28 protein-coding genes and 2 pseudogenes are annotated in these 24965 nt (G+C 71.9%); 14 read left to right on the plus strand and 16 right to left on the minus strand.

Annotated features, from left to right (window positions below; all coding sequences use genetic code 11):
* On the plus strand, positions 1-451 hold a 451-nt coding region (locus tag BJF79_RS04130), incomplete at its 5' end, for a class E sortase (protein ID WP_075895047.1).
* 89 nt (positions 452-540) lie between these two features.
* Here BJF79_RS04130 and BJF79_RS04135 read toward each other — a convergent pair.
* Positions 541-1653 (minus strand): matrixin family metalloprotease, encoded by a 1113-nt coding sequence (locus BJF79_RS04135; RefSeq protein WP_075895048.1) that lies wholly within the window; start codon positions 1651-1653, stop codon positions 541-543.
* Positions 1654-2072: 419 nt separating this feature from the next.
* Between BJF79_RS04135 and BJF79_RS58405 the strand changes: the two are divergent.
* The 4 genes and pseudogenes from BJF79_RS58405 to BJF79_RS04150 all read left to right on the plus strand — a co-directional run.
* Positions 2073-2255 (plus strand): annotated as a pseudogene (locus BJF79_RS58405) (PRC-barrel domain-containing protein); the annotation flags it as partial.
* Positions 2256-2394: 139 nt separating this feature from the next.
* Positions 2395-3075 (plus strand): YsnF/AvaK domain-containing protein, encoded by a 681-nt coding sequence (locus BJF79_RS04140; protein WP_143219691.1) that lies wholly within the window; start codon positions 2395-2397, stop codon positions 3073-3075.
* 421 nt (positions 3076-3496) lie between these two features.
* A complete protein-coding gene (locus BJF79_RS04145) occupies positions 3497-5245 on the plus strand; it encodes a glycoside hydrolase family 3 protein (RefSeq protein ID WP_083733155.1) in 1749 nt (582 codons plus the stop codon).
* Positions 5246-5400: 155 nt separating this feature from the next.
* Positions 5401-5802 carry an RNA-binding S4 domain-containing protein gene (locus BJF79_RS04150; RefSeq protein WP_075895049.1) on the plus strand — a complete coding sequence of 134 codons (402 nt, stop codon included), beginning with the start codon at positions 5401-5403 and terminating at the stop codon, positions 5800-5802.
* 100 nt (positions 5803-5902) lie between these two features.
* Here BJF79_RS04150 and BJF79_RS04155 read toward each other — a convergent pair whose 3' ends face one another.
* The gene (locus BJF79_RS04155) at positions 5903-6406 is read right to left on the minus strand and encodes a DUF1269 domain-containing protein (RefSeq protein WP_075895050.1); all 504 of its coding nucleotides are present in this window, start codon (positions 6404-6406) and stop codon (positions 5903-5905) included.
* Between the two features lie 157 nt (positions 6407-6563).
* On the opposite strand from BJF79_RS04155, the gene BJF79_RS04160 reads away from it, so the two are divergent.
* Positions 6564-7220 (plus strand): GAP family protein, encoded by a 657-nt coding sequence (locus BJF79_RS04160; protein ID WP_075895051.1) that lies wholly within the window; start codon positions 6564-6566, stop codon positions 7218-7220.
* 3 nt (positions 7221-7223) lie between these two features.
* On the opposite strand, the gene BJF79_RS04165 is transcribed toward BJF79_RS04160, so the two are convergent.
* The 5 genes from BJF79_RS04165 to BJF79_RS58415 form a co-directional block, all read right to left on the minus strand.
* A complete protein-coding gene (locus tag BJF79_RS04165; RefSeq protein ID WP_158079085.1) occupies positions 7224-8672 on the minus strand; it encodes an arylsulfotransferase family protein in 1449 nt (482 codons plus the stop codon).
* Positions 8673-8860: 188 nt separating this feature from the next.
* Positions 8861-9049, minus strand: a complete 189-nt coding sequence (locus BJF79_RS04170; RefSeq protein ID WP_075895053.1) for a hypothetical protein — start codon at positions 9047-9049, stop codon at positions 8861-8863.
* A gap of 130 nt (positions 9050-9179) precedes the next feature.
* On the minus strand, positions 9180-9968 hold the full coding sequence (locus tag BJF79_RS04175; RefSeq protein WP_075895054.1) for an acetate uptake transporter: 789 nt from the start codon (positions 9966-9968) through the stop codon (positions 9180-9182).
* A gap of 68 nt (positions 9969-10036) precedes the next feature.
* On the minus strand, positions 10037-10828 hold the full coding sequence (locus BJF79_RS58410) for a cytochrome P450 (protein WP_262401509.1): 792 nt from the start codon (positions 10826-10828) through the stop codon (positions 10037-10039).
* 5 nt (positions 10829-10833) lie between these two features.
* Entirely contained in the window at positions 10834-11145 is a 312-nt protein-coding gene (locus tag BJF79_RS58415) for a hypothetical protein (protein ID WP_262401510.1), read from the minus strand.
* A 373-nt stretch (positions 11146-11518) separates the two neighbouring features.
* Here BJF79_RS58415 and BJF79_RS55085 point away from each other — a divergent pair, with 373 nt between their 5' ends.
* The 3 genes from BJF79_RS55085 to BJF79_RS04195 all read left to right on the plus strand — a co-directional run bounded on the left by BJF79_RS55085 (position 11519) and on the right by BJF79_RS04195 (position 13496).
* Positions 11519-11905, plus strand: a complete 387-nt coding sequence (locus BJF79_RS55085) for a hypothetical protein (protein WP_075895055.1) — start codon at positions 11519-11521, stop codon at positions 11903-11905.
* Between the two features lie 90 nt (positions 11906-11995).
* Entirely contained in the window at positions 11996-13078 is a 1083-nt protein-coding gene (locus tag BJF79_RS04190; RefSeq protein WP_262401511.1) for a DUF6745 domain-containing protein, read from the plus strand.
* 10 nt (positions 13079-13088) lie between these two features.
* Positions 13089-13496, plus strand: coding sequence for a hypothetical protein (locus tag BJF79_RS04195; protein WP_075895057.1), 408 nt, complete (start codon positions 13089-13091; stop codon positions 13494-13496).
* Between the two features lie 3 nt (positions 13497-13499).
* On the opposite strand, the gene BJF79_RS04200 is transcribed toward BJF79_RS04195, so the two are convergent.
* The gene (locus BJF79_RS04200; protein ID WP_075895068.1) at positions 13500-14090 is read right to left on the minus strand and encodes a TetR/AcrR family transcriptional regulator; all 591 of its coding nucleotides are present in this window, start codon (positions 14088-14090) and stop codon (positions 13500-13502) included.
* A 132-nt stretch (positions 14091-14222) separates the two neighbouring features.
* On the opposite strand from BJF79_RS04200, the gene BJF79_RS58420 reads away from it, so the two are divergent.
* The gene (locus BJF79_RS58420; RefSeq protein ID WP_262401512.1) at positions 14223-14768 is read left to right on the plus strand and encodes a hypothetical protein; all 546 of its coding nucleotides are present in this window, start codon (positions 14223-14225) and stop codon (positions 14766-14768) included.
* A gap of 97 nt (positions 14769-14865) precedes the next feature.
* Here BJF79_RS58420 and BJF79_RS66485 read toward each other — a convergent pair.
* The 4 genes and pseudogenes from BJF79_RS66485 to BJF79_RS04225 all read right to left on the minus strand — a co-directional run bounded on the left by BJF79_RS66485 (position 14866) and on the right by BJF79_RS04225 (position 17829).
* Positions 14866-15308: pseudogene (locus BJF79_RS66485) on the minus strand (helix-turn-helix domain-containing protein).
* The gene (locus tag BJF79_RS04215; protein WP_075895059.1) at positions 15308-15718 is read right to left on the minus strand and encodes a VOC family protein; all 411 of its coding nucleotides are present in this window, start codon (positions 15716-15718) and stop codon (positions 15308-15310) included. The pseudogene BJF79_RS66485 and the gene BJF79_RS04215 overlap by 1 nt, the downstream one beginning before the upstream one ends.
* Before the next feature lie 117 nt (positions 15719-15835).
* Positions 15836-16987 carry a cytochrome P450 gene (locus BJF79_RS04220; protein ID WP_075895060.1) on the minus strand — a complete coding sequence of 384 codons (1152 nt, stop codon included), beginning with the start codon at positions 16985-16987 and terminating at the stop codon, positions 15836-15838.
* Positions 16984-17829, minus strand: a complete 846-nt coding sequence (locus tag BJF79_RS04225) for an SAM-dependent methyltransferase (protein WP_075895070.1) — start codon at positions 17827-17829, stop codon at positions 16984-16986. The genes BJF79_RS04220 and BJF79_RS04225 overlap by 4 nt, the downstream gene beginning before the upstream one ends.
* A gap of 235 nt (positions 17830-18064) precedes the next feature.
* Here BJF79_RS04225 and BJF79_RS04230 point away from each other — a divergent pair, with 235 nt between their 5' ends.
* On the plus strand, positions 18065-18637 hold the full coding sequence (locus BJF79_RS04230) for an RNA polymerase sigma factor (protein WP_083733156.1): 573 nt from the start codon (positions 18065-18067) through the stop codon (positions 18635-18637).
* Positions 18630-19469 carry a CU044_5270 family protein gene (locus BJF79_RS04235; protein WP_075895061.1) on the plus strand — a complete coding sequence of 280 codons (840 nt, stop codon included), beginning with the start codon at positions 18630-18632 and terminating at the stop codon, positions 19467-19469. Before BJF79_RS04230 ends, BJF79_RS04235 begins: the two co-directional genes overlap by 8 nt.
* A 21-nt stretch (positions 19470-19490) precedes the next feature.
* Here BJF79_RS04235 and BJF79_RS04240 read toward each other — a convergent pair whose 3' ends face one another.
* The 3 genes from BJF79_RS04240 to BJF79_RS04250 form a co-directional block, all read right to left on the minus strand.
* On the minus strand, positions 19491-20186 hold the full coding sequence (locus tag BJF79_RS04240) for a class I SAM-dependent DNA methyltransferase (protein WP_262401513.1): 696 nt from the start codon (positions 20184-20186) through the stop codon (positions 19491-19493).
* 111 nt (positions 20187-20297) lie between these two features.
* Positions 20298-21494, minus strand: coding sequence for a sulfotransferase family protein (locus BJF79_RS04245; protein WP_262401514.1), 1197 nt, complete (start codon positions 21492-21494; stop codon positions 20298-20300).
* 84 nt (positions 21495-21578) lie between these two features.
* On the minus strand, positions 21579-22568 hold the full coding sequence (locus BJF79_RS04250; protein ID WP_262401515.1) for a hypothetical protein: 990 nt from the start codon (positions 22566-22568) through the stop codon (positions 21579-21581).
* 97 nt (positions 22569-22665) lie between these two features.
* On the opposite strand from BJF79_RS04250, the gene BJF79_RS04255 reads away from it, so the two are divergent.
* Positions 22666-23253 carry a TetR/AcrR family transcriptional regulator gene (locus BJF79_RS04255; protein ID WP_262401516.1) on the plus strand — a complete coding sequence of 196 codons (588 nt, stop codon included), beginning with the start codon at positions 22666-22668 and terminating at the stop codon, positions 23251-23253.
* 7 nt (positions 23254-23260) lie between these two features.
* On the opposite strand, the gene BJF79_RS04260 is transcribed toward BJF79_RS04255, so the two are convergent.
* Positions 23261-23710, minus strand: coding sequence for a hypothetical protein (locus BJF79_RS04260; protein ID WP_075895066.1), 450 nt, complete (start codon positions 23708-23710; stop codon positions 23261-23263).
* 316 nt (positions 23711-24026) lie between these two features.
* Between BJF79_RS04260 and BJF79_RS04265 the strand changes: the two genes are divergently transcribed.
* Positions 24027-24965 (plus strand): serine/threonine-protein kinase (locus tag BJF79_RS04265; protein WP_143219694.1); only part of this gene is annotated, 939 nt, incomplete at its 3' end.

Consider the following 24965-nt stretch of genomic DNA (forward strand, 5'->3'; position numbering starts at 1 on the left):
CCCGGCGGACCCGGCGAGCCGTGCGCGGGCCGGGGCGCGGCTCGGGAGCATCGCCATCGACCGGATCTCGGTGCGGGCGAAGGTGCTCGAAGGCGTGTCGGAGCAGGTGCTGCAGCGCGGCGTCGGGCACTACCCGGGCACGGCGCGGATCGGCGAGCGGGGCAACACCGTGCTGCTCGGGCACCGCACCACCCACCTGCACCCGTTCCTCGACCTCGACAAGCTGAAGCGCGGCGACGCGGTCGAGCTGCGGGCGTCCGGCAAGACCTACACCTACCGGGTGACGGACAAGCGCGTCACGATGCCCGACGACCGGTCGGCCCTGGAGCCCGTCCCGTACGAGCCGTGGAGTCCGCCGGACGGCGCGTACGTCACGCTGATCACCTGCCACCCGAAGGGGACGGACACGCGCCGCCTCATCGTCGTCGGACGCCTCGCGCCCAAGAGCTGACGAAGCCGGGCCCGGGACCGGTCCGGCCCGATCCCGGTCCGGGCACGATCCCGGTCCGGGACCGGTCCGGGCCCGTCCGTCCGGCCGGTTCAGCGGGCGCCGTAGAGCGCGATCAGCCCGTCGTAGTCGCCCTTGCCGAGCGTGGACGGTCCGTTGTCGCACGTCGCGACGCTCGGCGACATCGTCAGCTCCGAGTGCGAGGCGCCCGGGACGTGCGAGAGGCCGAAGACGTGCCCGGCCTCGTGCGTCGCGACCGCCTCCGTGGCGTACGCGCCCGCCGGGCAGGAGCCCCCGCCGGACCACCAGGACTGGCCCTGCGCCTGCAGCGCCATGTCCGTCTCGACCGTGGTCGGCCCGGAGAACCACGTGCACGTCGCGGCGAGGACGTTCCGCTCGGCCCCGCCCATCGCGAGCCAGCCGAACGTGTTGGTGCCGTCCCGCCGCCCGCACGCCGCCGCGTCCGTCACGTTCGGCGGGCGCGAGGTCTGCCCGGCGTAGCTCGCGCTCACGTTCGGGAGCGGGTTGAACTGCCGGTCGCTGCGGCAGTCGGTGTAGGCGTTCACGATGTTGGAGACGCCCTCGGCGACGGCGCCGTTCGACCGTCCGGTCCCGCCCGCGTGGTACCGCCACCGGACGGTCGCGCCCTTCGGCCACTTGCTCGACTGGGTGCGGAACATGCCGTCCCGGCACGCGTTCAGCGGTGCCCGGGACCTGCGCGACGGCTCCTGCGCGGCCTGCACGCTGCCGGTGCGGATGACGATCTGCCGGGCCCGGTCGTCGACCTCGATCCGCAGCTCGGCGGCGCCGTCGGTGCGCAGCGAGTGCGCGGTCACCGACGTGCCGTCCCGGGGGACGACCGCGGTGAGGCCGTCCGCGCCGAGCACGACGCGCCCGCGCAGGTCGCACTCGGCGATGTCGATGGTGCGCGGCATCGTCCGGGCGGCGAGGGGGCCCTGCTCGGCGCACCAGGCGGGCGGGACGGCGGCCCCGATCCCGGCGCCGACCCCGGCGCCGATCCCGGCGCCGACTCCGGCCCCGACCCCGGCCCCTTCGCCGGGGGTCGTGGCGGCGGTGCCGGTCAGGCCGACCAGCCCGGCGAGGCCGAGGACCCCCGCGATCCGCACGCGCACGCGCCCGCGCCGACGGTTCGTGCGGCGCGTCGCGTCCGGACGCGGACGAGAGACGGGTGAGAAGTCGTCCATAGCAGCTCTCCGATGTGTCGCAGGCGTCCTCGCGCCTCGATCACCGGGCGCTCCCGTCGACAGTGTTGCGCGACACGTGAAAAGGGAAACTGCGGCTTCATAAAATGATCTTCAGTTGGCATTGTGCGGCCATCGATTAATGGCTATTCGTCCTTATTTGTGACGCGAAAACTTCCGTGACTCTATGTAGTTAAGGCAGGTGAGCGGCGTGTAATAATCTGGTAGATACTCCCTTAGAGTTATGCAAACATGTTTATTCCCCCTCTGATCGGTTACTTCCCCATGGAATCCGGCAACTCCGTATCAACCACAACGAAGGGGCACCGGGGTCCGGCGCCGGCGCCCGACCCAGATCGCCGCGACGCGGTCACGAAAAAGAGGTGTTCAACGTGCAGGCACAGACACAGGTGCGGGAGCTCATGGGCATGAGCGTCTCCGACACCAACGGGACCAAGGTCGGCACGATCAAGCAGGTCTACCTCAACGACGACTCCGGCAGCCCGGAGTGGATCACCGTGCACACCGGCTGGTTCGGGATGCGGGAGAGCTTCGTCCCGCTGACGGGTTCGCGCAAGGACGCGGACATGCTGCGGGTGCCCTACGACAAGGAGACCATCAAGGGCGCCCCGAACGTCGACGCCGACGAGCACCTGTCGCACGCCCAGATCGTCGACCTGTACCGGCACTACGGCGTACGTCCCCCGGCCACGGGCCGCACCGGCGGCGAGACCGGTGAGACCGGTGAGAAGAGCCGCCCCGAGACGCCCGCCGAGGGCCGGTCCGAAGGACGCGCCGCGCCCGCGGGCCGTCCGGGACGACCGGGACCGCGGGCGCCGCGGGCACGCCGGAGCGGCGGGGGCCGCGGGCATGGCCGTCCGTCCCGACCGGACCAAGCAGACCGGGCAGGCCGGGCAGACGGCCCCCGACGCGCAGACCGGACGGACGATGCCCGAGCAGCGCACGCGCACGGACGCCCGCACGGACGCCCGCACGGACGCCCGCACGGACGCCCGCGCCGAGGGGACCGAGGAGCCGCTGACCGAGATCGTCCGGTGCGAGGAGCGGATCCACGTCGGCACCGAGCGGCACGAAGCCGGGCGCGTCCGGGTGCGCAAGTGGATCGAGACCGAGATGGTGGAGCGGACGGTGCCGTGCTCGCACGACGAGATCAAGATCGACCGGGAGGCGATCGGCGACGTGCAGCCGGGCACCCGCGTGACGATCACCGAGGACGACCGGGAGATCGTCCTCTACGAGGAGCGGCCCGTCGTGACCAAGGAGGCCGTGCCGGTCGAGCGGGTGCGGATCCGCACCGAGCGGGTGGCGGACGAGCAGACCGTCCGCAGCGAGCTGCGCAAGGAGCGCGTCGAGGTCACCCGCGAGGAGGAGAAGGCCGCGGGCGGCGGCCGCAAGAAGACCTGACCCCTCCGCCGAAGAGCCCGTGCCCGACCCGGCCGGACACGGGCTCGCCGTCGTCCGCGGCCGGGTGTGGCCACGCCGTCCGGGGCCCCCTTCTTGACAGATGATCTCCGCCGGGGGACTTTCGCGGTGACGCAGAGCCGGTGAGGGGTGCACGGCCGTCCGGGCGTGCCGTGCCCCCCCGGTCGCCGGCCGCGCGGTCCGCCCGGGCCGCGCGGCGTCGAGGAAGCGACCCACGGAGGGACGACTTGCGACACCCCCTCGGACCCGCCACCCGGATCGGGCGGATCATGATCGCGCTGGCGGTCACGGCGGCCCTGCCGTCCGCCGTCGCGGCGCGCCCGCCGCCGCGGCCGAACCGGCCGCCCCCTACCTCAATCCGCGCCTCCCCATCGACGAGCGCGTCGACGACCTGCTCGGCCGCATGACCCTCGCCGAGAAGGTCGGCCAGATGACGCAGGCCGAACGCGGCGCCGTCGTCGGCGACCCAGCCGTGATCGGCCGGCTCGGGCTCGGCTCGGTGCTCTCCGGCGGCGGCTCGACCCCCGCCGACAACACCCCCGACGGCTGGGCCGACATGGTCGACGGCTTCCAGGCCGAAGCCCTCGGCACCCGCCTGAAGATCCCGCTGCTCTACGGCGTCGACTCGGTGCACGGCCACAACAACCTGGTCGGCGCCACCGTCTTCCCGCACAACATCGGGCTCGGCGCCACCCGCGACCCCCGGCTCGTCCGCCGGGCCGCCGAGATCACCGCCGCGGAGACGCGCGCGACCGGCCCGCAGTGGACGTTCGCGCCGTGCGTCTGCGTGTCCCGCGACGTCCGCTGGGGACGCACCTACGAGAGCTTCGGCGAGGACCCGCGGCTCGTCACCCGCATGACCACCGCCGTCGAGGGCTTCCAGGGCCGCCGCCCGTCCCGCGACCTCGACGACCCCGAGCACGTCCTCGCGACCGTCAAGCACTACGCGGGCGACGGCGACACGAAGTTCGGGTCGTCGACCTCCGGTACGTACACGATCGACCAGGGCGTCACGGTCACCGACCGGAAGTCGTTCTGGAAGACGAACCTGGTCCCGTACATTCGCGCGATCAAGAAGTACGACGTCGGCAGCATCATGCCGTCCTTCTCCAGCGTCGACTGGACCGAGGACGGCGTCGGCAACCCGCTCAAGATGCACGCGCACAAGGAACTGCTCACCGACGTCCTCAAGGGCGACATCGGGTTCGAGGGCTTCCTGATCAGCGACTGGGAAGCGATCCACCAGATCCCCGGCGACTACCCGACGCAGGTCCGCACGGCCGTCAACGCGGGCGTCGACATGTTCATGGAGCCGAACAGCGCGCCGCGGTTCGTGACGACGCTGATCGCCGAGGTCGAGGCCGGACGCGTCCCGATGTCGCGCATCGACGACGCCGTGGGCCGCATCCTCACCGCGAAGTTCGAGCTCGGGCTCTTCGAACGTCCGTACACCGACCGTTCGAACGCGTCCGAGATCGGCTCCCGCGAGCACCGGGCCGTCGCCCGCGAGGCCGTCGCCGAGTCGCAGGTCCTGCTGAAGAACGACGACCGGGCGCTGCCGCTGGACCGCCGCGACGACATCTACGTCGCCGGGGTGAACGCCGACGACATCGGCAACCAGGCCGGCGGGTGGACCGTCACCTGGCAGGGGCAGTCCGGCGACATCATCCCCGGCACCACGATCCTTGAGGGCATCGAACAGTACGCCGACGACGTCACCTACAGCGCCGACGCGTCCGCGCCGACGGACGGCGCCGACGCGGGCGTCGTCGTGGTCGGCGAGACCCCGTACGCCGAAGGCGTCGGCGACGTCGGCAACGGCCACACGCTCGCCCTCTCCGCCACCGACACGGCGAACGTCGAGAAGGTCTGCGCCGCCGTCGAAACCTGCGTCGTCCTGGACGTCGCGGGCCGCCCGCAGATCGTGACGGACGTCCTCCCGAAGACGGACGCGTTCGTCATGTCCTGGCTGCCCGGCAGCGAGGGCGCGGGCGTCGCCGACGTCCTGTTCGGCCGCCGCCCCTTCACCGGCAAGCTCCCGGTCTCCTGGCCGCGCAGCGAAGCCCAGGAGCCGATCAACATCGGCGACCGCGACTACGACCCCCTGTTCCCCTACGGCTACGGCCTCCGCACACGCCCCCACCACCACTGACCCGCACCCCGGGCCGGCCGCACCCAACCGGCCGGCCCGGCCGGGCGGGGCGTTCCTTGCCGGCGCGGACGGAGGGCGCCCTGGCGCCCGGAGGCCGTGCGACCCCCGGAAAAAGGGGTGACCACCGGCGAGGGCCCTTGGCTAGAGTCGGCGGCATGGCAGAAGACGGGTCGGTGCGGATCGACCTCTGGCTCTGGTCCGTGCGGTTGATCAAGACGCGCTCGCAGGCGACGGCGGCCTGCAAGGCCGGGCACGTCCGCGTGAACGACGAGCGTGCGAAGGCGGCGACCGCGGTGAAGCCGGGCGACGAGATCCGGCTCCGGCACGAGGGCCGCGAGCGCATCGTCGTCGTGCAGAAGACCATTCGTAAGCGCGTGGGCGCTCCGGTCGCGGCCGAATGCCTGATCGACAAGAGCCCGCCCCCGCCGCCCCGCGAGGCTTTCATGCCGATCGCCCGCCGCGAGCGCGGCGCGGGCCGTCCCACCAAGCGCGACCGCCGCGAGATGGACCGCCTCCGCGCACTCAACGGCCAGGCGAAGGGCTTCACCGGCCAGTGAACGCCGCCGGTCGCCCTGCCCGCCGACGGCCTCCGCGCGCCGACGCCGCACCGACCGGACGGGCCGTGCCACGGCCCGTCCGGTCGGTGCGGGGCCCGCGTCAGGCGGGCTGGTGGGTGCGGGCGGTCTCGACCGCGTCGCGCAGGTGCCGCTCCTCCTCGTCGGACAGGGACGTCCGGAGGAGCCGCCCGCCCAGCGGTGCGAGTTCGGGCACGACCTTGTCGGGATTGCGCTTGTCGACGAGGACGAACAGCGCGGCGTTGCCGGGGGCGAGTTGCTGCCCGAGTTCGCGCATGAAGTCGTCGTCGACCCCGGCGTCGGTCGCGGCGCCGATGGCGGCGCCGGTCGCGCTGCCGATCGCCATGCCGAGCAGCGGCACGAAGAAGAGCAGGCCGATGAGGCCGCCCCACGCGGCGCCCCCGAGCGCGCCTCCGGCGGTGAGGTTGTGCGCCTGGTGCAGTTTGATCTTGCCGTCCCCCTTGCGTTCGACGACGGCGATGTCGGCCAGCTCGACGACGTGCTCCCGCTGGAGCCGGACGAGCCGGTCGCGCGCCTGCTCGGCGGTCGGCAGGTCGTCGTAGGCGACGGCGATCAGGTCACTCATTCGGTACCCCCGGTAGATCGTGCGGTCACGGCCGTCCAGCGGGTGTTCCGTCCAGTGGTGACCGACAAACCGTGATCGGTACGGGCTTGGTCCTCTTTTCGGCGAAATTTGGCACTTCGACCCATGTCATCGGCCGGATGCCGGGCACGGAGGCCTCATGGGCGAGGTCATCGGGAGGGTGCTGCCGCTCGCGGTCGTGGTCGCGATCGGTCCGGTCGCGGTCGTCGCGGTGCTGCTGATGCTCCGGGGGCCCCGCGCCCGCGCGTCCGGTCCGGCCTTCCTGGGCGGGTGGGTCGCCGGCATCGTCGTGGCGACGACCGTGCTGGTGCTGATCGCCAACGGGATCGGGATGAACGGCGCGGCGGGCGAGCCGAAGACGCCGGTGTCGCTGATCGTGCTGCTGCTGGGCGTCCTGGCCCTGGTCCTGGCGGTCAGGCAGTGGACGGGACGCGGCGGGAGCCTGCCGGGCTGGATGCAGACCGTCGACCGGCTGGAACCGCGTCGGGCGGCGATGCTGGGGGCGCGGCTGTCGATGGGCCCCGAGGCTCTGCTGATGTGCGTCGCGGCGGCCATCACCGTGTCCGAGGGGGAACTCGGGGTCGGGCTGCAGGTCGTGGCCGTGGCGGTGTTCGTCGTCGTCGCGGTCTGCACCGTCGCCGTTCCGGTGGCCGTGTACTTCGCGAACACCGGGACGGCGGTGCTGGACGGTCCGCGGGCGTGGCTGGAACGCAACCACGCCGCGGTGACGTCGGTGTTGCTCCTGGTCATCGGCGTCGTCCTGCTGGGCCGCGGGATGGGCGGCCTCATCGACTGACGATCAGACGGACGCGTTCGCGTTCGCCGTGTTCAGCGGGGCCGACCGGGACAGTTCGGCGCCGCTGCCGTCCAGTGCGACGGCGACGGCGGTCGCGGCCCGCTTGACCTGCGCGGACGTCTCGAAGCCGGACCGCCGGACGGTCGTCGCGGCCGACAGCCGGGACGCGGACGGGCCGGTGAGGAACCGCCAGGCCGCGACGTCCGTGGCGCCGTTCCAGCTCGCGTACAGGCGCATGCCCGCCGAGGTGGGACGGGACGCGACCAGCGGGGGATCGGACGGCCGGGCCGACCACGTGTTGCGGTAGGCGCGGTAGGACGACGAGCCCGTATTGAGTTCGTAGACGACGTCGCCGCCCGGGGTGTACTCGATGACGGAGGCGGTGGAGCCGTAGCCGAGCAGGACGTTGCCGCCCGGGAGGATCTGCATGTTCGCCATGTAATGGCCGTACGTGACGTCGTCCGAGTACTCCCACACGAGGTCGGCGCGCTTGGCGCGTTCGTCGACCTTGAGGCGGAGGCCGCGGGACGCGCCGGTCTCGGCCTCGGTGATCGCGTTGTCGAACAGGGTGATCGTCCCGTCGGGGCGGCGGCGGGCGTCGTGCTGCCACTTGAAGGCGACGCCCTCGCCGAGTTCGAAGTCGCCGCGCGTGCCGCCGAGCCGCCACCGGATCTTCCCGGTCCCGCGGTCGATCCGGTAGAGGGCGCTGGTGTTGCGGGCGGAGAGCAGGAGCGCGTCGCCGTCGGGTTCGACCGAGTTGACGTGGACGGGGTCGAACGGCTTGCCGTCCGTCCCGTCGGCGTTGTCGGCGAGGGGGCTGACGGTCTCGGCGACGTCGATGTGCGCGAGGGCGCTCCAGTCGAGGAGCACCTCGCCGGTCCGGACGTCGATCTCCTGGACGCGGTTGTCGAACACGTGCCCGTCCCGCGGCCCGCCGATGGCGCGCAGGTCGGCGCGGACGATCGGGTACGCGATGATCAGCGCGGTGCCCCGGTCGGTGAGCCGGAACTCGTGCAGGTCGACGTGGAGGTTCTCGCCGACCGCGCGCACTTCGGCGATCTGCCGGTAGTCGCTGTCGAGGACGACGCCGCGGCCCCAGCCGTAGCCGCCGGTGCGGCGCTCGCCCTCCCAGAACGTCAGGACGGGCCGCCCCTCGAACGTCTGCACCCGCAGGTCGGTGATCGTCTGCTTCGACGGCCGCATCCAGACGGGCTCGCCCGCGTCGTCGACGATCAGCCCGTCGGCCTGCGCGGTGCCGTGGAACGGTCCGACGAACAGCAGCCCGTCCTCGGGGACGCCGCCGCGCCGCGCGCTCATCTGCGGGGGACGCAGCTCGGGCATGGTCACGTACGGGCCGGTCTGGGCGGCGGTGGCGGGGCTCTCGGCCCCGCGCAGGCTCGCCGTACCGCTGACCAGTGCCGCTCCGCCGGTGAGCCCGACGGCGCCGCCCAACACCAGGAACCTTCGACGTGTGAGGAGCATGTATCCGGTTCTATGCGATGAGTCTCAAAAAATGATGAGAATGACAGTGAAATCGTGATCGAATCCTGCCACAGACCGCCGTCCCGATGGGAGAGGCGCTCCGACGATCATCGCGTGCGCGGTTCGCGCGAGCGGCGCGCGTCCGCGGCGTCCGCGGGTCAGACCGGGTGGACGACGCGGAGGTGCTCCTTGAAGGATGCCAGTTCGAGCAGCGCTTCCTCGCAGCGTTCGCAGACCCAGACACCGCTCGGCACCTGGACGCCGCGGCCCGCCGCGTCGTCCCGCGCGCAGGCGTGCAGGTACGCCCGGTGAACCCGGCGCCATGCCCGCCGAACCGTGGTTGACATCCCCGCTCCCCCTGGGCGTCGTGGGTCATGTTCGGCCCAGGATAAGGGAGCGGGTCGGTAAACCGGACAGGTGGTGCATAAGTGGACCCCATGCCGCGGGGAGCGGCATGGAGTCGGTCGGCCGGCCGGATCACTGCCCGATCTTGACGCCGGGCTGGCCGTACCGGTACTCGAGCGGCCTGGACGGCCCGCGGCCCTCCGGCACGTACTTGCCCCGGCGGGTCTTGAACAGGGGCATGACGGTCCGGCCGAAGGTGTTCTCCATCATCATCGCCGCCGCCGTGTAGACCGCGATCGCCGCGGACACCACGAACAGCCAGCCGCCGATGCGCAGCGGCCAGGTCGATCCCGCGAAGAACCCCGCGGCGGTGAATCCCGCGCCGACGGCCAGCGCCGCCAGCAGCAGCGTCAGCATCATGTTCCGGCCCGTCGCGGCCAGCGCGCCGAACCCGGTGATGACCGCCAGCGGGACGAACCAGAACCCGAACGCCGCGTTGGACTCGCCGAAGGCGGGAGCCAGCGCGACGGGGAAGACGCCCGCGGCGATCAGGAGCCACATCAGCCCCCAGGCCAGCCAGAACGCGCCCCACATGCCGTGCATGGCCGTGGCCAGGCCGTCCTGCGCCCGGTACGACCACATTCCCGCCAGGAACTGCGCGAGCCCGCCGAACATGAGGACGAACGGGGCCAGTACCAGCGGCGTGGTCGGGTTCCCGTACCAGTCCGCCTGCCACGCGCCGACCATCATGGTCGCGCCCGCGAACCCGAACAGGCCGAGGATCGACGGCGCGGCGACCGGCTGCAGGAACACCCGCGTCCGGTTCTCCCAGGTGCCGTACTCCTCCTGTTCGAGGTCCCGGCCCCCCGGGGCCGCGGACGCCGAGGTCTCTCTCGCCGAGTTCTCTCTCCGTTCCGCCATGACTTCCCCCTTCGGAATTGGAGAGCTTTCACCCCTTCTAACCTAGATTTCGCAGGTCAAACAGTTGTTCATGACGCACGGTGAGCGCCCGTTCCGCGCGTGGCCGGGGCCGTGTGCACCCCCGCGATGACGAACCCGCTGCGCGGCCGGGTCGGGACGCGCCGCAGCGGGACGGCGAGGTCCTGCGGCGGCACGTGGTACCGCAGCCGCGCGAGCCGGACGGCGAGGCACTTGAGCAGTTCGACGGTGATCGTCTCGCCGGGGCAGCGGTGGCCGGTGCGCGGGTCGCCGCCGCCCTGCGGCACGAGGACGTCCGGGTCGATCTCCGCGCCGGCGAACCGCGCGGGGTCGAAGCGGTACGGCTCGTCCCACAGGCCGGGGTCGTGGTTCTGCCCGAACAGGTCGAGCAGGACGAGCGCCCCGCCGGGGATCCGCTCGCCGCGCCAGCGCATCGTCCGGACGGCGGCGCCGCCGACGAACGGGGCGAACGGATAGAACCGCCGCACCTCGTGCGCGAAGGCCGTCGCGTACGCGTCGTCCCCGGACGCCAGGGGCTCCCGATGCTCGGGCCAGCGGTGCAGTGCGTGCGCCGCGAACGTGACGAACCACGCGACCGCGACCGTCGGACGGACGATGTTCAGCAGCTCGATCGCGGCCGTGCGGGGGTCGAGGGGCCGCCCGTCGGCGTCCCGGAACCCGGCGACCACGGCGATCGCCGACCGTGCGGGCGGGCCGCCGCCGTCCCCGGACGAGCGCGCCCGCGCCTCGCTGACCAGGCCCGCGACCCACGCCTCCTGCCGCCGCCGGGCCGCCCGCGCCCGCCAGTGCCGGGGGCCGGGCGTGGCGAACCCGTCGACCATGGCGGTCACGTCGCGGGCGAGGTGGCCGCGTCGGCGTCGTTGAGCGGCAGGCCCGCCCACCGGCACACGCCCCGCGCGAGCACCCGGCTCGCCTCGTCGAACACGACGGCGCGCGACCTGTCCTCCCAGGACCGCACCAGCTCGTCCCACGCCGCCCGGACGTGCGCGACGAGCCCTTCGACGCCCTCCGGGTCCTCCAGGAGCGACACGAACAGCTCCTTACGGACCCGGTGCGCGTGCCCGTCGAGCGTCTGGACGCCCCCATGACCGAACAGGGTGCTGAGGATGGGTTCCGGTAGGGCGGTGCGTCGGCTCACGTGGTCGTCGTCGTAAAAGAACCGGACGGCGTCCGGTCCGCGTAGCGCGACCGTGGGTTTCCCTAGCAACCGGGTACGGACGACTTGCCGGTCGGTACTGCGGAAGAGGCTGGGCAACCACGCGTACCCCTCGGCCAGCAAAAGGAAGGTGTTGTCCAGTATCAGACGATGAGGTCGACGCATGGGCGCCGCATCCCCGCAGCGCGCGCTTGCAAACTCCGATTGAACATTCCGGACATGTCCGTATCGCTCTGACCGGGGAGGACGTGCCGTCCTGCGCGTGGCCGAATCCGAGGCGACGATCGGCGATTCGGGCCGTCCGAAACAGGCGTCCTGACGGGCGGTCGGGAGGTCGCGTCGCTATTGTTCGGGAATGCCGGGAAAGAAGATCAGCCCCCTTTTCGTGATCTGCGCGGGCGTCGGGGTCCTCCTCATCGCCTTCGCCGTGTTCGGCACCGTCATCGTCGGCGCCAAGGTGGACGAACCCGACGGCGACAAGGCCGAGATCCAGATCCAGCTCGCGACCTGCCTGAACTTCATCGTCGCCGGACTGGCGTTCGTCCTCATCGGCCTCGGCTTCCAGATGGCGTCCGGCACCCGTGCCCCCATGCCGCAGGTGCCCCCGGGCGGCTGGCCGCAGCAGCCCCCCGGCCACGTCCCCGGCCCGCAGCAGGCGCCGCCCGGCATGCCGATGCACCAGCAGCCCCAGCCGCCGCAGCAGCCCCAGCCGCAGCAACCGCAGCAGCCGCCCCAGCGTTGACTTCGCCGCCGGATCCCCCTGGACATCGGGCGCGCCGATCTGCCACCATCCGGGCATGATCGATGGAAGGGGGCGCACCGCCCCGACGCGGTGAGCGCCATAGCGCGGCACGCGGCCGCCGAAATCCGCGACGAATGGCTCGCCCGGGTGCTGTGCACCGAGCCCGCCGACCGACCGGCCGCCGAAGCGGCCATCTCCGAGCTGTACCGGCTGATCGGCCTCGATCCGCCGCGCTTCCACTGGGTTCCCTCCCCGGTCACGGCCGTCATGACCGTTCCGCCGGGGCATCGGCCGCGCCGCGACGAGCCGCCCGACCGTCCGTCCGCCTGGCCGCTGCCGCTCGCCTTCCACCGGCTGGCGGTGGAGCTGTTCGGACGCGTCGGCATGCGCATCGACATCCCGGAGTCGTCCGTGGAGTCGTACCTGCGGTGGGACATCGTCGAACCGGTGCGGCGAACCCGTACCGCCACGCTGCTGACTGCCCTACGTGCGGCCGACGACCCGACGGGCTTCGGCGGCCGGTTCTGGCGGGACACGCAGTGCGTCTCCTGGGTGGCGCGCTTCGACGCCCTGCGCCGCCTGACCTCGACCGCCGCCACCCCCGAACTGGACCGCCGGCTCGCCCCGTGGACGACGCTCGCCCGCAGTTGCGGGCCCTGGTGGCCCCGCCGCGACGTCTGCGTCGTGTCCGAACGTCCCGCCGAGATCCGCACCGAACCCGCCGGTGACCACGGCGAGGTGCGGCTGCACGGCGCGGACGGCCCGGCCGTCCGGTACCGCGACGGCTGGACGGTGCACGCGTGGCACGGCACGCGCGTCCCGTCCTGGGTGATCGACGACCCGGACGTGCGGCGCATCGAGAACGAGCGGAACGTCGAGGTCAGGCGGTGCGGGATGGAACGCATCGGCTGGCCCGCCCATATCGACGCCGTCGGCATGACGCTGCTCGGCGTCGCGCCCGACCCCGGCAACCCCGGGCACGAGCTGCGGCTCTACGACACGGGCCGGGACGCGTGCGTCCTGCTGGCCGTCAACGGCTCGCCCGAACGCGACGGGACGCGCCGCCGCTACGGGCTCACCGTCCCGCGCCGCCTCACCGACCCCGTCGCCGCCGCCGGATGGACCTACGGCCTGTCCGCCGACCAGTACGCCGCCCTCGCCCGCCGAACCTGAAGGTGATCACATGAAATCGTCCGAAGTGCCGCAGGCCGCCGCGCCGTTCTCCGTTCCCGTCATCGACGGCTCGCAGGCGCAGGGCGACCTGATCGTCGTCCCGCTGTCCGTGATCGCGCCGTCCGTCCACGTTCGGGAGCGCGCGGTCTGGCGGGACGTGCCGCCCGACGGCGTCGAACTGCTGCGCGGCGTCGCGGGCGGGAACACGCACTCGCTCGTCGCCGAACCGGGCACCTGCCGCTGGACGTCGCACGTCCACGATCCCGCGTACCTGAGCGTCTGCGTGTTCGAGACGTCCGCCGTCGCCTACCTCATGCACCCCGAACACGGCGCGAGCGGCTGCGCGCCCGGTACCTACCTCGTCCGCCGCCAGCGGGAGCACGGCGGCGACGCGCGCCCGCGCCTCGTCCTCGACTGATCGTCAGGTCAGCGGGTCGCCCTCGAAGCGCTGCAGGAACCGCTCGACGACCTCGGTGGTCGCCTCGTGGCCGGTGGACATGCCCAGCGACCTTTCCATGCTGACCACCCGCGACAGGCTGGTCAGCAGCACCGAGAGGAAGGCGGGCGGGAACTCCGCGACGTCGAACTCGTACTTCTCCGCGAGCCGCTCGACCGCCTCGTCCTGCATCTCCCGTAGCCGGACGGCGTAGCGGGCGATCTCGTCCCGCAGGCCCTTGCGGTGGTTGGCGAGCGCGACGTACTCCATCGTCAGCGCGGTCGCGGCCGGATCGGTGCTGAACGCCCACAGCGCCCGCAGCGGCTGCGGGGCGGCGAGCGCCGCCGCGAGGGCGTCCACCCCCTCGTCGGCGCGCCGCCGGAACGCCTCCAGGAACAGCTCGTCCATCGTGCGGAAGTAGTAGTGGACGAGCTGCGGCTTCAGCCCCGCCCGCGCCGCGACACGGCGCGACGTCACCGCCGCGTACCCCTCCTCCAGCATGAGGAGCTCCGCCGCCTCCAGCAGGGACGCCCGGTTCTTGGCGTCCGGCGCGCCGATCCTGCGCGGCGATGTCATCTGTCCGACCTCCACGAACTCACTCGCGTTCGATCGTAGCCGCCGGACTCCGAACGCCGAGGCCGGAGGTCGCGCCCCGGCCGTCGGCGGTGTTCGGTGCGCCGTTCGGCGCCGCGCTCGGTACCGCGCTCAGTGCCTGGGGTGCCGCTCCCTTCCGCCACCGGCTCCCGCCTTCTGCCTGCCGAGGTGGAAGTGGCCGCGCTTGTGCTGCGCCGGAACCGCCGTGTAGTCCGGCCCCTCGCGATCGTCGGCGGGCCGCCCGCCGCGGTCGTCGATCGGACGTCCGCCGCGGTCGTCGACCGGGCGCCGCTCGCGCTCGGCCCGCCGGGCCTCGCGAACGCCGACCACCAGGAAGCGGCCCAGCGCCAGCGCCGACAGCAGCAGCATGACGGCGCCGAGTCCCTCGAAGAACGTCAGCTGCTCGGTGACCCGGCGCGCCTCGCCGCCGAGGGCCTGCCCGATGCTCGAATTCCACAGCTGCCCGACCGTGTTGCCGACGATGAACCACAGGGCGCCCAGCGCCGCCAGCCAGCCGCCGAACAGGCGACCGGACGGTTCGCGCTGATCATCAGGATCAGCCCGCCGATACCGACGGCGATCGCCGGAAGGATCGACAGCACCAGCCGGTCGGTGCTGTACACCCAGGCGTCGCCCGACCCGAAGCCGAAGCTGAAGTAAGGCCCGATGAACGGAATGAGCCCGCCCCAGAGCGCCAGCAGTACCAGCAGGAGTCCGCTGAGCATGCCCCGGCTGCGGGGAGCCCGCATCGTCCCAGTCATGAGAACCCCTCCCTGACCAGGTGATATGCCAATATTTCAGGCAAGCCGTACCCGGCAGGGCCGCGCTCATTCGGGCTCCCGCGGCAAAGAATGGGGCGATCAGCCGCGCGCGGCGACCGGCGCCGCGCGCCGCTGGGCGCGGGCGGCGCGTCGACCGCGCGGCAGACCTCGGCGACGGTCAGGTCGCGGCGGCGCAGCAGCGCCGTCTCGCCCGCTCGATCCGCCGCGTCAGCAGGTAGCCGTGCGGCGAGTCGCCGTAGGCCGCCCGGAACCGGCGGATCAGGTGCCCCGGCGACATCCGGACGCCGCGCGCGAGCGCCTCGACGTCCAGCGGCCGCGCGTACTCCCGGTCGATCCGGTCACGGACGCGGCGCAGCAGCGCGAGCTCGTCCAGCCGCTGCGCCTGCGCGCGTGCGCGCCCCCACGAGGGCCGGCACATCAGCGGAGTTCCTGGATCCGGACGTGGTTGCCCGCGGGGTCGCGGAAGGCGCAGTCGCGGATGCCGTACGGCTGCTCGGTCGGTTCCTGGACGACCTCGGCGTCGGCGGCCTGGACCTGCTCGAAGACGGCGTCGAGGTTCCGGGTGGCCAGCAGGATCCAGCCGTAGGTGCCCTTGGCCATCATCTCGGAGATCATGCGGCGCTCGTCGTCGGTGATCCCCGGATCGGCGGCCGGGGGCGCCAGCAGGATGGACGTGCTCGGCTGGTCCACCGGCCCGACCGTGATCCAGCGCATCTTGCCCTGCCCGACGTCCTGGCGGACCTCGAAGCCGAGGACGTCGCGGTAGAAGGCCACGGACTCGTCCGGGTCGTCGTGCGGCAGGAAGCTGGTGTGAATGGTGATGTCCATGCCGACGAGGCTAGGCGCGCCCGTTCGACCGGCGCTTCTCGATTCCTGATCGATCCGGTCAACCGTCCGGAAGGGTTTCAGGCGCCCCCGGAACGGTCACCGGGGACGCCGGGCCGGTCACCAGGCGAGCGGCAGCGTGTCGAGGCCCAGGACGAGGCTGGCGTGCTCCATCGGCCGCGCCCCGTCGGGCACCCGGTAGTCCGGGATGCGGCGGTGCCATTCCTCCAGCGCGATGCGCATCTCCAGCCGGGCCAGGTGGGAGCCGAGGCAGCGGTGCGGGCCCGCGCCGAAGGCGATGTGCCGGTTGTCCGGCCGGTCGAAGTCGACGGTCTCGGGATCGTCGAACACGCGGGGGTCGCGGTTGGCCATCATGAGCGGCAGCATCAGCATGTCGCCCTCCCGCATCGGGCAGCCGTGCGCGTCGGAGTCGCCGGTGAGCTTGCGCGCGGGCAGTACCAGCGAGTAGGCGCGCAGCAGTTCCTCGACGGCGTCGGGGACGATCTCCGGTTCGGCGATGATCCGGGCCCGGTCGGCGCCGTTGCCGGCGAGGTGCCAGAAGGCGTACGAGAGCTGCGCGGCGACCGTGTCCAACCCCGCCAGGAACAGCAGGGTGCACAGCTGCAGCAGCTCGTCGTCGGTGACGGGCCGTCCGTCGGGTTCGAACGCGATCGCCGCACTGACGATGTCGTCCCGCGGGTCGGCCCGCCGTTCGGCGATCAGCTCCCGGAAGCAGACCGTCACGTTCGCCATCGCCTCGGCGCGCCCGCCCCCGTCCGGCGGCGGGTGCAGGATCGCGTACTCCCACTCCAGGAACTCCTCCAGCCGCTCCACCGGCAGGCCCATGAATTCGAGGAACACCGTGGTCGGGAAACGGCGGGCGAAGTCGGTGACGAAGTCGCACGACCCGCCGTCCAGCAGCCCCTCGATCAGCGCGACGCACTGCCGCCGGACGGCGCCCTCCATCGCGGCCGCGCGCGCCGGGGTGAACAGCGGGCGCAGCAGCCGGCGCCACGTCGTGTGCTCCGGCGGATCCAGCATGACCGGAATCCACTGGTAGGCCGGGTTCGGGTCGATGACCGAGATCGCCCGGCTGGAATGGGCCTCGGGGTCCTTGTAGGCGGCGACGATGTCCTCGTACCGCGTCAGCATCCAGAACCCGTTCCGCGACTCGCTCCGCGCCGCCGGACACTGCTCCCGCAGCTCGTCCAGCAGCCGGTGCGCGGTGCCCGCCGGACGCGCCTCACCGAAGGGATCGAAATCGAGCTTCATCGGACGTCTCCTTTGCGTGCGACCCCGCACAGGTAGAACCCGCGCGCGTAGTCTTGCCCGCCCGGCAGCGGGATCGGCGCCGGATGCGGCGCGTCGAGTTCCGGACGCCAGTCCGGCAGGTCGACGAGCCCGGGCTCCAGCATGTCCAGCCCGTCCAGCAGCCCGGTCAGCTGCTCGCGATCGCGGAACGTCATCACCGTGTTGACGTGCATGTCCGCGTAGACCCGGTTGCCCTGCAACGCGACGCTCCGCTTGTCGGACGACGGCGGCAGGTTGATGTGCGAGAGGGCGACGTGGCTGCCGGGTGCGAGCGCCGCGCGCAGCGCCGCCATCGCGTCCGCGAGCACGGCGTCGTCCGATATGCAGTGCGCCACCGAGATCAGCAGCAGCCCCACCGGACGGTCGAGGTCGATCAGCGCCCGCAGCCGCGGATCGTCCAGCAACTCCCCGGGGCGCGCGAGGTCGCCCTCGACGGCGATCGAGTTCTGGTCGTCGGCCAGCAGCGCCCGCGCGTGCGCCAGCACCACCGGGTCGTTGTCGGCGTACGCGACCCTGGCGTCACCGCGGACGTCCTGGGCCACCTGGTGCACGTTGCCCTGGGTGGGCAGCCCGCACCCGATGTCGATGAACTGGTCGATCCCGGCGTCCGCGGCCATGTACCGCACCGCCCGCCGCAGGAACGCCCGGTTGGCCCGCGCGATCGCCGGCGTCTGCGGAGTCGCGGCGATCACCTTCTCCGCCGCCTCGCGGTCGGCCGCGTAGTTGTCCTTGCCGCCCAGATAGCAGTCGTACATCCGCGCCACGTTGGGCCGCCGAACGTCGATCCTGTCGGACTGTTCCATGCGGGCAGGCTCTCTCTCGCCGTGGGCGGCTCCCGAAGGGCAGCCGAAGTCGATCATAGGAGCCGCGTCGTCGCTTCGCTGGACATGCCGGATTTCGGGCGTTCTCGATCTCCAGGCGCCGATCTCCGAAACGGCGACCGGCCGATTTCCCCGGCACGGGAACGATTCCGGAGGTTCGGCGAAGGTGCGGTGAAGGTCTCGATCAGAGAGAGGCGCACACGATGGAGACACCGACTTGACCGCCGACGTGGGTCACCGCGTCGGGGACGCCGAACTCGTCGCCCGGTTCCGGCGGGACCCGGACGAGTTCACCGCCGTCTACGACCGCTACTTCCCCGACGTGTACCGCTACGCGGTCGGACGCCTGGACGTGCAGACCGGCGAGGACATCGCCGCCGAGACGTTCTGCGTGGCCTTCGCGCAACGGGACCGCTTCGACCCCGAACGGGGCGGGCTCCGACCGTGGCTTTTCGGCATCGCCACGAAACTGATGCAGCGGCACCGCCGCAAAGAGGCCCGCCACTACAAGGCGCTGATCCGGACGGGCGCGGCCGCGTCCGTCGAAGGCCACGAGAGCCGCGTCGTCACCTCGCTGGCCGCACAACGCCTGCAACCGGAGCTGCTCAAGGCGCTCACCAAGCTGAACCGCGGCGAACGCGACGTCATCCTGCTCATCGCCATCGGCCAGCTCGGCCACGAGGAAGTGGCCCAGACGCTCGGCATCGCCGCCGGGACCGTCCGATCCCGGCTCAGCCGGGCCCGCAAGAAGTTCCAGCAGACGATCGACCGGGAGGCAATCCATGGATGACCTGAAGATCATCGAGGCCGCGCTGACCAAGCCCGGACCGTCCGCCGACACCGTCGACCGCCGCCGCCGCCAGCTCCGCGACACCATGCGCGGGCCGGTCCGCCGCCGGTCCCGCCGGCCGTTCATCGCGATCGGCGTGACGGCCGCGACGGCGGCCGCCGCGATCGCCATCGTCACCACGGGCGGCGAGCCGACTCCGCCGTCCGAGGGCGGCACGTCCGTCGTCCAGATGTCGGGCCCGCAGGTGCTGCTCGCCGCCGCCACCGCCGCCGAGGCGCAGCCGGCGCGGTCCGGCAAGTACTGGCACGTCAAGCGGGCGGACCCGGGCGGCGCCTACTTCGAAAGCTGGACCACCGCCGACGGCCGCCGGTGGACCAGCGTCCAAGGTAAGCCGATCACCGAGGTTCCCGGACGGCACCCCATCGGGCTGCGCGCCACCGACCTCGACATGGCGGACATCGCCGAGCTGCCGACCTCCCCGGCCGAGCTGACGTCGACCCTGCTGGGCGCCTACAAGGAGAAGCCGGAGATCACGAAGGAGACCCTGACGCTCCTGGTCCTGACGGACCTGCTCTCCGAGGTCCCGGCGCCGCCCAAGGTCCGCGCCGCGGCCCTGCGCGCGCTCGCCGCGCTTCCCAACGTCAAGAACACGGGCGACGTCGACGGCGGGAAGAGCCTGCTCTTCGCCGGGGACGGCGGCGGGACGAAGCTGATCGTGAACCCGAAGACGTCCGAAATCAACGCCGAAGGCTACGCCGACATCAACGGGACGCAGGAGTCGATGGGCGGCACGACGACCACGGCCGAATGGACGAACGAACTGCCGCAATAACCTTCGGACACCGGGGCGACGTCACCGGCCGCCGTCGCCCCTCCTGGCGAGGACGAGCCGGAACCGCGGCACGCCCTCGCGCAGCCCCATCTCCGTCAGCGGAACCGTCGTCACCGTGAACCCGGCGGCCGCCAGTTCGTCGCGCACCGCGCCCAGCGGGCAGGTGCGGTAGTACATGACGAACGGCGGCCGCCAAACGACGTTCCGGACCCGCATGGCCACGTCGAACCCCAGCAGCGCCCAATACGGAACCGACGCGACGGGAGGCGGTGCGCCGACGGGAAACGCGAAGACCCCACCGGGACGCAGCGCCCGGTACACCCCGCCGAACAGCGCGGGCCGTTCGGCGGGCAGGAAATGCCCGAGCGCCCCGAAACTGACCGCGAGGTCGAACTCCTCCCGAAAACGCAACGCCCGGACGTCCGCCCGCACCCATTCGGCGTCCGGACGGGCGCGGCGCGCCTCCGCCAGCATCCCCGCGCTGAAATCGACGCCCGTGATCCCGTCCCGGCACACGGGTTCGAGTGCCCGCACGCCCGCGCCGGTGCCGCAGCACACGTCCAGTCCCCGGCCGAACGGGCCGAGCGGACGCAGCGCGCCGGCGGTCGCGTCGAGGATGCCGTCGGGCGTCCGGAAAGGCGTGCGGTCGAACTTCGGGGCCAGCAGGTCGTAGCCGTCCTCCACCGAGGACAGCGCTTGGATCGCCAGCTCACGCAAAGACGGACCTTGAGGCGAGAACACCGCCCAAGAGTACTTCTCAACCGAGATCCGGCCCGGCGTATCCCGGTATTCGCAAGCCCGTCACCGACTGGAAGGAAGCCGCGGACGTCAGAATCCGGGCCGCGTCCAAGGGGCGAGGCGGGCGCGCAGCTCCGCTTCGTCGAGACCGAACGCGTCGGCGGTGTAGTGGTGGGCGCCCTTGGCGGTGCGCGGGTGGGCGGCGTGGTAGCGGTCGGTAAGAGCGACCGGATCGCCCGAATCGAGCCCCGCAGCGCCGTAGACGCGGCGGAGCACGGCAGGGGTATCGCGGACGAGGTCGTCGTAGGCGATGTCGACGAGCTCCACGGAGCTGGCCCGGAAGGCGCGGGCGCGGCGGAACCACAGTTCGGTCTGGTCCGTCAGGAAACGGCCGACGTCGGCGGGGTCGACGTCGTCGCTGTAGGTGGAGCGGAAGACCGCGAAGAGGCTGGCGCCCGAGGTGACCGTCCGGACGATGTCGCGGTGCAGGACGATCACGGTCGCGCCGGGGAAGGCGGCGGCCAGCGCGGGGAGTTCGGCGGTGTGGGCGGGGGCCTTGAGGACCCAGCGGCGGCCGTCGCCGCCGTCGAGGGTCGACAGCGCGTGCCGGTAGTCCAGATAAGTGCCGGTGAAATCCTGATCGGCGAGCCAGCGGCTGTAGCCGTCGAGGCGGACGGTGGAGCCGAGGCCCCAGTTGCGGAACCCGGAGTTCATGGCGACGACGCATTCCTCGGGCAGGCGCGGGCCGTGGTCGTGGACGGTCGCCAGTGCGGGGTTGAGCAGGTTCAGCAGGTCGTTGCCCGCCGAGGCCGCCTCGATGAGTTCGTCGCGCCGCCGTGCCGAAGCCCCGGCGAACTTCCACGGCCGGGCCAGTTCGGCGGAGAGCGGCGCCCGCAGCCGGGGATCGGTCGCCAGAAGCCGGTACAGGAAGGTCGTTCCCGTGCGCCAACCTCCGGTGATAATGATCGGCGGCCGGTCGAGCGGCCCATCGACGCGGGGGAGACCGTTCATCGCCAGGCGGGCCCGCAGACCGGCGACGGCCGTGCCGCGGACCATCCGGGCCCCGACCGCGTTGAGACGCCCGTCGTCGCGCGCCGAAGCCAGATACCGGTCCAGCCCCTCGCGCCACTGCGCGGGATCCCCGAGCCCGTCCGGCTCGGCGCCGCGCAGCGCCGCACCGACGACGCATCGGGATCCAGGACGTACGCGTCCGGACGGGCGGCCCGATCGGCTTCGGCCGCGGCATGAACGGCCTCGGCTTCCGGCGTGCGCCGCGGAGGGCTCCACATCAGGCCCCCAACTCGTCGATCCGGCAGACGCGGACGCGCGGCGGCGGCGGCGTCCGTTCGGCGTGCAGCCAGCGCAGCACGATCAACCCGGACGGACGCCCCTCGGTGTCGAGCCAGTCGCCGCCCGGCGGGACCGGGACGTCCGGTCGCCGGGCGCCACGATGAGCCGGTAGCGGCCGTCGCGGAGCGTGGCGTTGCCGCCCGTCCGCGACACCGTCCGGTGCCGGTGGTCGAGGGAGTTCAGGTACCTGCTGTAGAGCAGGGCGTTCCAGTGCCGGCAGGGGACGGTCTCGCCTTCGACGACGAGCACCTGATCGGGTTCGAGCCGCCAGGCGCCGCGCTGGTAGTGGATGCCGGGCTCGGTGTAGGCGGCACCGTCGGCCATCTCCGCCCAGTGGTCCACGGTGTTGGGCTCGACCTGCCCGTCGACCCCCGCGAACACGACCGGCATCATCTCCACGGTCTCGGCGAGCCGCTGCAACCGGTGCCGGAACCGCGCCCCCTCGATCGAGGGCGGTGGCGGGGACGGGGCGACCGGCTCGATGGCGCACCATCCGTGCCGGTCGGCGGCGACATCATCGTGGAAGTGGCGCACCCACAGCTGCCCGTTGCCCTCCGGCAGCCGCAGCCACGAACCCGTCTCGGGCCGTTCCCCTCCGACGAGCAGGGAGAACTCGCCGGACGCATCGACCGCGAGCCGGTCGCCGTCGATACGGGACACGGCCGTCACCGCCCCGGCCGTCCCGCTGTAGGCGGTGACCGAGGCGTAGACGGCATCGCCCATGTGGCCGGTCAACCGGTACTGCCGGTCTCCCCGCACGTCGGCGACCCAGTAACGGGTGTCGGGGTTGTCCATGAAGAACTTCTGTCGCCAGCCGTTGAACAGAACCAATTCCGGCCGGTCGCGATCGACCTCGAACCGGGCCAACTGATTGTGCAGACCGCGCAGCAGCGCCCGGTAGCCGTCGGCGCGCTCGTCCGCACTCAAACCGGCGGTGTCCTCGTCGAGCCGCCGCCCCGCCGCCTGCAGCGCGTCGACCAGACCCGCCCACGCCCGCCCTTCGGGCGTCAAGCCGTGCCCTTCGCGCACCCTCGCTCCCGTTCTGGACGCCCCCCGAACGAGGCGCTAACTTACAGATCGCAAGTTAGCGTCGCAAGAGGCGGGGAGCATGACCACACGGCGACGGTTGAGCGGTCCCCGGCGACGCGCGCAGATCCTCGACGTCACCCGCCGGATCGTCGTCGAGCAGGGGTACCACGCGGTCACCTTCGAACGGGTCGCCGCCGAGTGCGGCGTCACCCGTACCGTCCTCTACCAGCAGTTCGACACCCTGCCGAAACTCCTCGTCGCGCTGATCGACCGCGAGGTCGAGCACGCCTTCGCCGGTTTCCGCGACGCCGTCGCCCGTCCCGTCCCGCCGGGCGAGGACCCCTTCACCACCGGCCTGGCCGGCGTCCTGGAAGCCGTCGACGCCGCCCCCGCCACCTGGCGGATGCTCATGCTGCCCGCCGAGGGCGGCCCGCCCGAACTGCACCGGCGCCTGGCCCGCGCCCGCGCCGTGACCCGCTCCCACCTGCACAAGATCACCGGCCATCAGGACGACCCCGACCTGAGCATCCGCGTCCTGCACGCCCTCGCCGACGAGCTCGTCCGCCTCCGCCTCACCGACCCCGACGCCCACCCGACCGACCGCCTCCTCGCGCAGTCCCGCCGGATCGCCCGAGCCTGCCTGGACCCGCACCCCGCCCAAAACTGACGCCGAATCAGGCAATCACGGACCATCGAAGGGCTTGCTCGTACTGGGAGTGGGAGAACGCAAAAGGACCCACCGCGGACAGGTCCCAATCCCCGTGCGATTTACGGAACCCCGACCACCGAACAGTGCCGTCCATGACTTCGACCCGAGCCAAAAGCGACCAACATTCGGCCATGCTGCACCCCGAGCAAACAAGCAACATGGTCTCGCCGTCCTCCCTGATCCCCAGCGGCTCGTCCTTCGGCTCACCCACAAAATGCCGGCTCGGCCAGTAATAGCTAGAAATCAGGCCAACATAGGCCCCAGCCAGCCCCTCAGGACTTTCCTCGAGGCCAAAATCCTCCGGCCATTCCCGCCCCTCCTGCATCGCAAAGGGCAACTCAGCCTCGCGAACAAGATCCACCAGCCGAACGCCGTTGACGAAAACCCCACCCCGGGAAAACTCAACCGAATCCATAGTCCCACCATACCGACAAACCCCACCCAGCCCCCGATAAATCACTCCACCAAAAGCGTTGGGACGGCGTCGTACGACGCGAACAGCGCAACCTTGCCACGAGAAGAATCGCTGTTCGCGAGCAGCGTGCGCATCTCGGACCGGCCCTGGGTGGGGCTGCGAAGCCCGCTGCATTCAAGGGTGTCGACGAGAGGCCGTCCCGACCCCGGCCAACCTGTCGGCGGCTTACTCAATCAAGGCAGCGGTGACCGGAGGCTGGCGAAATGTCCTAGGTTTGGTGGGTGCGGCAAGCGGTGAACGGTGCGAGGGTGGGAGTGTGCAGCCGGGACTGGAGTTGGCGGGCCGGTACCGCCTGGAGACGTTGCTGGGGCGCGGCGGCATGGGCGAGGTGTGGCGCGGGCTTGACCTGTCGCTGGAGCGTCCTGTCGCGTTGAAGGTACTGCTACCCCACTGGCGCGATGAGAGCGAAATGGTCCAGGCGATGGGCAGGTTCCGCCGCGAGGGCCGGGCCGCCGCCCGCCTGTCCCACCCGGCCATCGCTGCGGTCTTCGATGTCGGTGAGGAACGCGGGCACCCTTTCCTTGTGCTGGAATTGCTGACCGGGCAGGACCTGCGCAAGATTCTGGCACGGCGTCCCGGTGGCCTTCCCGTCGGGCAGGTACTGGACTACGGGGCTCAGACCGCCGACGGGCTGGCGGCCGCGCACGCGGCCGGGGTGGTGCATCGCGATATCAAGCCGGCCAATCTCATGCTGCTGCCCAGCGGACACGTGAAGATCTGCGACTTCGGCATCGCCAGACTGCAGGGCGCAACGGCGGGATTGTCGGCGGCAGGCGTCCGATTGGGCACTTTCGCATATATGGCCCCCGAGCAGGCTGCGGGCAGGCCTCTGGACGGGCGAGCCGACCTTTACGCCCTCGGCTGCACCCTGTTCCATATGCTCACCGGCCAGCACGTTTTCCCTGGTGACGATCTGCAGGCCATCGTCGCCCAGCACCTGGCTGTGCCCGCCCCTTCCCCCCGGGCGCTGCGATCCGAAATCCCTGCGGATTTGGACGCCCTCGTCTTGGCCCTGCTCGCCAAAACCCCTGAGGACCGCCCTGCGGACGCCGCCGCCGTAGCACGCGAACTGAAGCGCATTGGGCGACCGGCTTCGCCGGTGAACACCTCGTACTACGTGCTGCCCGAGCCGTCGGCGCTGCGGCCGGGCAGCACGACCAAGCCGCGCACCAAGGCCAACGACACCGTCGTGAAC

Source organism: Actinomadura sp. CNU-125 (assembly GCF_001942465.1).
In the GTDB taxonomy this organism is placed as follows: domain Bacteria; phylum Actinomycetota; class Actinomycetes; order Streptosporangiales; family Streptosporangiaceae; genus Spirillospora.

Coding starts and splice junctions, on each gene's coding strand:
- BJF79_RS04255 (WP_262401516.1), top strand. CDS start 22,666: ATGACCACACGGCGACGGTTGAGCGGTCCCCGGCGACGCGCGCAGATC.
- BJF79_RS04175 (WP_075895054.1), bottom strand. CDS start 9,968: ATGGCGGAACGGAGAGAGAACTCGGCGAGAGAGACCTCGGCGTCCGCG.
- BJF79_RS58410 (WP_262401509.1), bottom strand. CDS start 10,828: ATGGTCGACGGGTTCGCCACGCCCGGCCCCCGGCACTGGCGGGCGCGG.
- BJF79_RS55085 (WP_075895055.1), top strand. CDS start 11,519: ATGCCGGGAAAGAAGATCAGCCCCCTTTTCGTGATCTGCGCGGGCGTC.
- BJF79_RS04155 (WP_075895050.1), bottom strand. CDS start 6,406: ATGAGTGACCTGATCGCCGTCGCCTACGACGACCTGCCGACCGCCGAG.
- BJF79_RS04160 (WP_075895051.1), top strand. CDS start 6,564: ATGGGCGAGGTCATCGGGAGGGTGCTGCCGCTCGCGGTCGTGGTCGCG.
- BJF79_RS04235 (WP_075895061.1), top strand. CDS start 18,630: ATGGATGACCTGAAGATCATCGAGGCCGCGCTGACCAAGCCCGGACCG.
- BJF79_RS04200 (WP_075895068.1), bottom strand. CDS start 14,090: ATGACATCGCCGCGCAGGATCGGCGCGCCGGACGCCAAGAACCGGGCG.
- BJF79_RS04215 (WP_075895059.1), bottom strand. CDS start 15,718: ATGGACATCACCATTCACACCAGCTTCCTGCCGCACGACGACCCGGAC.
- BJF79_RS04170 (WP_075895053.1), bottom strand. CDS start 9,049: ATGTCAACCACGGTTCGGCGGGCATGGCGCCGGGTTCACCGGGCGTAC.
- BJF79_RS04135 (WP_075895048.1), bottom strand. CDS start 1,653: ATGGACGACTTCTCACCCGTCTCTCGTCCGCGTCCGGACGCGACGCGC.
- BJF79_RS04225 (WP_075895070.1), bottom strand. CDS start 17,829: ATGGAACAGTCCGACAGGATCGACGTTCGGCGGCCCAACGTGGCGCGG.
- BJF79_RS04260 (WP_075895066.1), bottom strand. CDS start 23,710: ATGGATTCGGTTGAGTTTTCCCGGGGTGGGGTTTTCGTCAACGGCGTT.
- BJF79_RS04150 (WP_075895049.1), top strand. CDS start 5,401: ATGGCAGAAGACGGGTCGGTGCGGATCGACCTCTGGCTCTGGTCCGTG.
- BJF79_RS04220 (WP_075895060.1), bottom strand. CDS start 16,987: ATGAAGCTCGATTTCGATCCCTTCGGTGAGGCGCGTCCGGCGGGCACC.
- BJF79_RS04145 (WP_083733155.1), top strand. CDS start 3,497: ATGACCCTCGCCGAGAAGGTCGGCCAGATGACGCAGGCCGAACGCGGC.
- BJF79_RS04195 (WP_075895057.1), top strand. CDS start 13,089: ATGAAATCGTCCGAAGTGCCGCAGGCCGCCGCGCCGTTCTCCGTTCCC.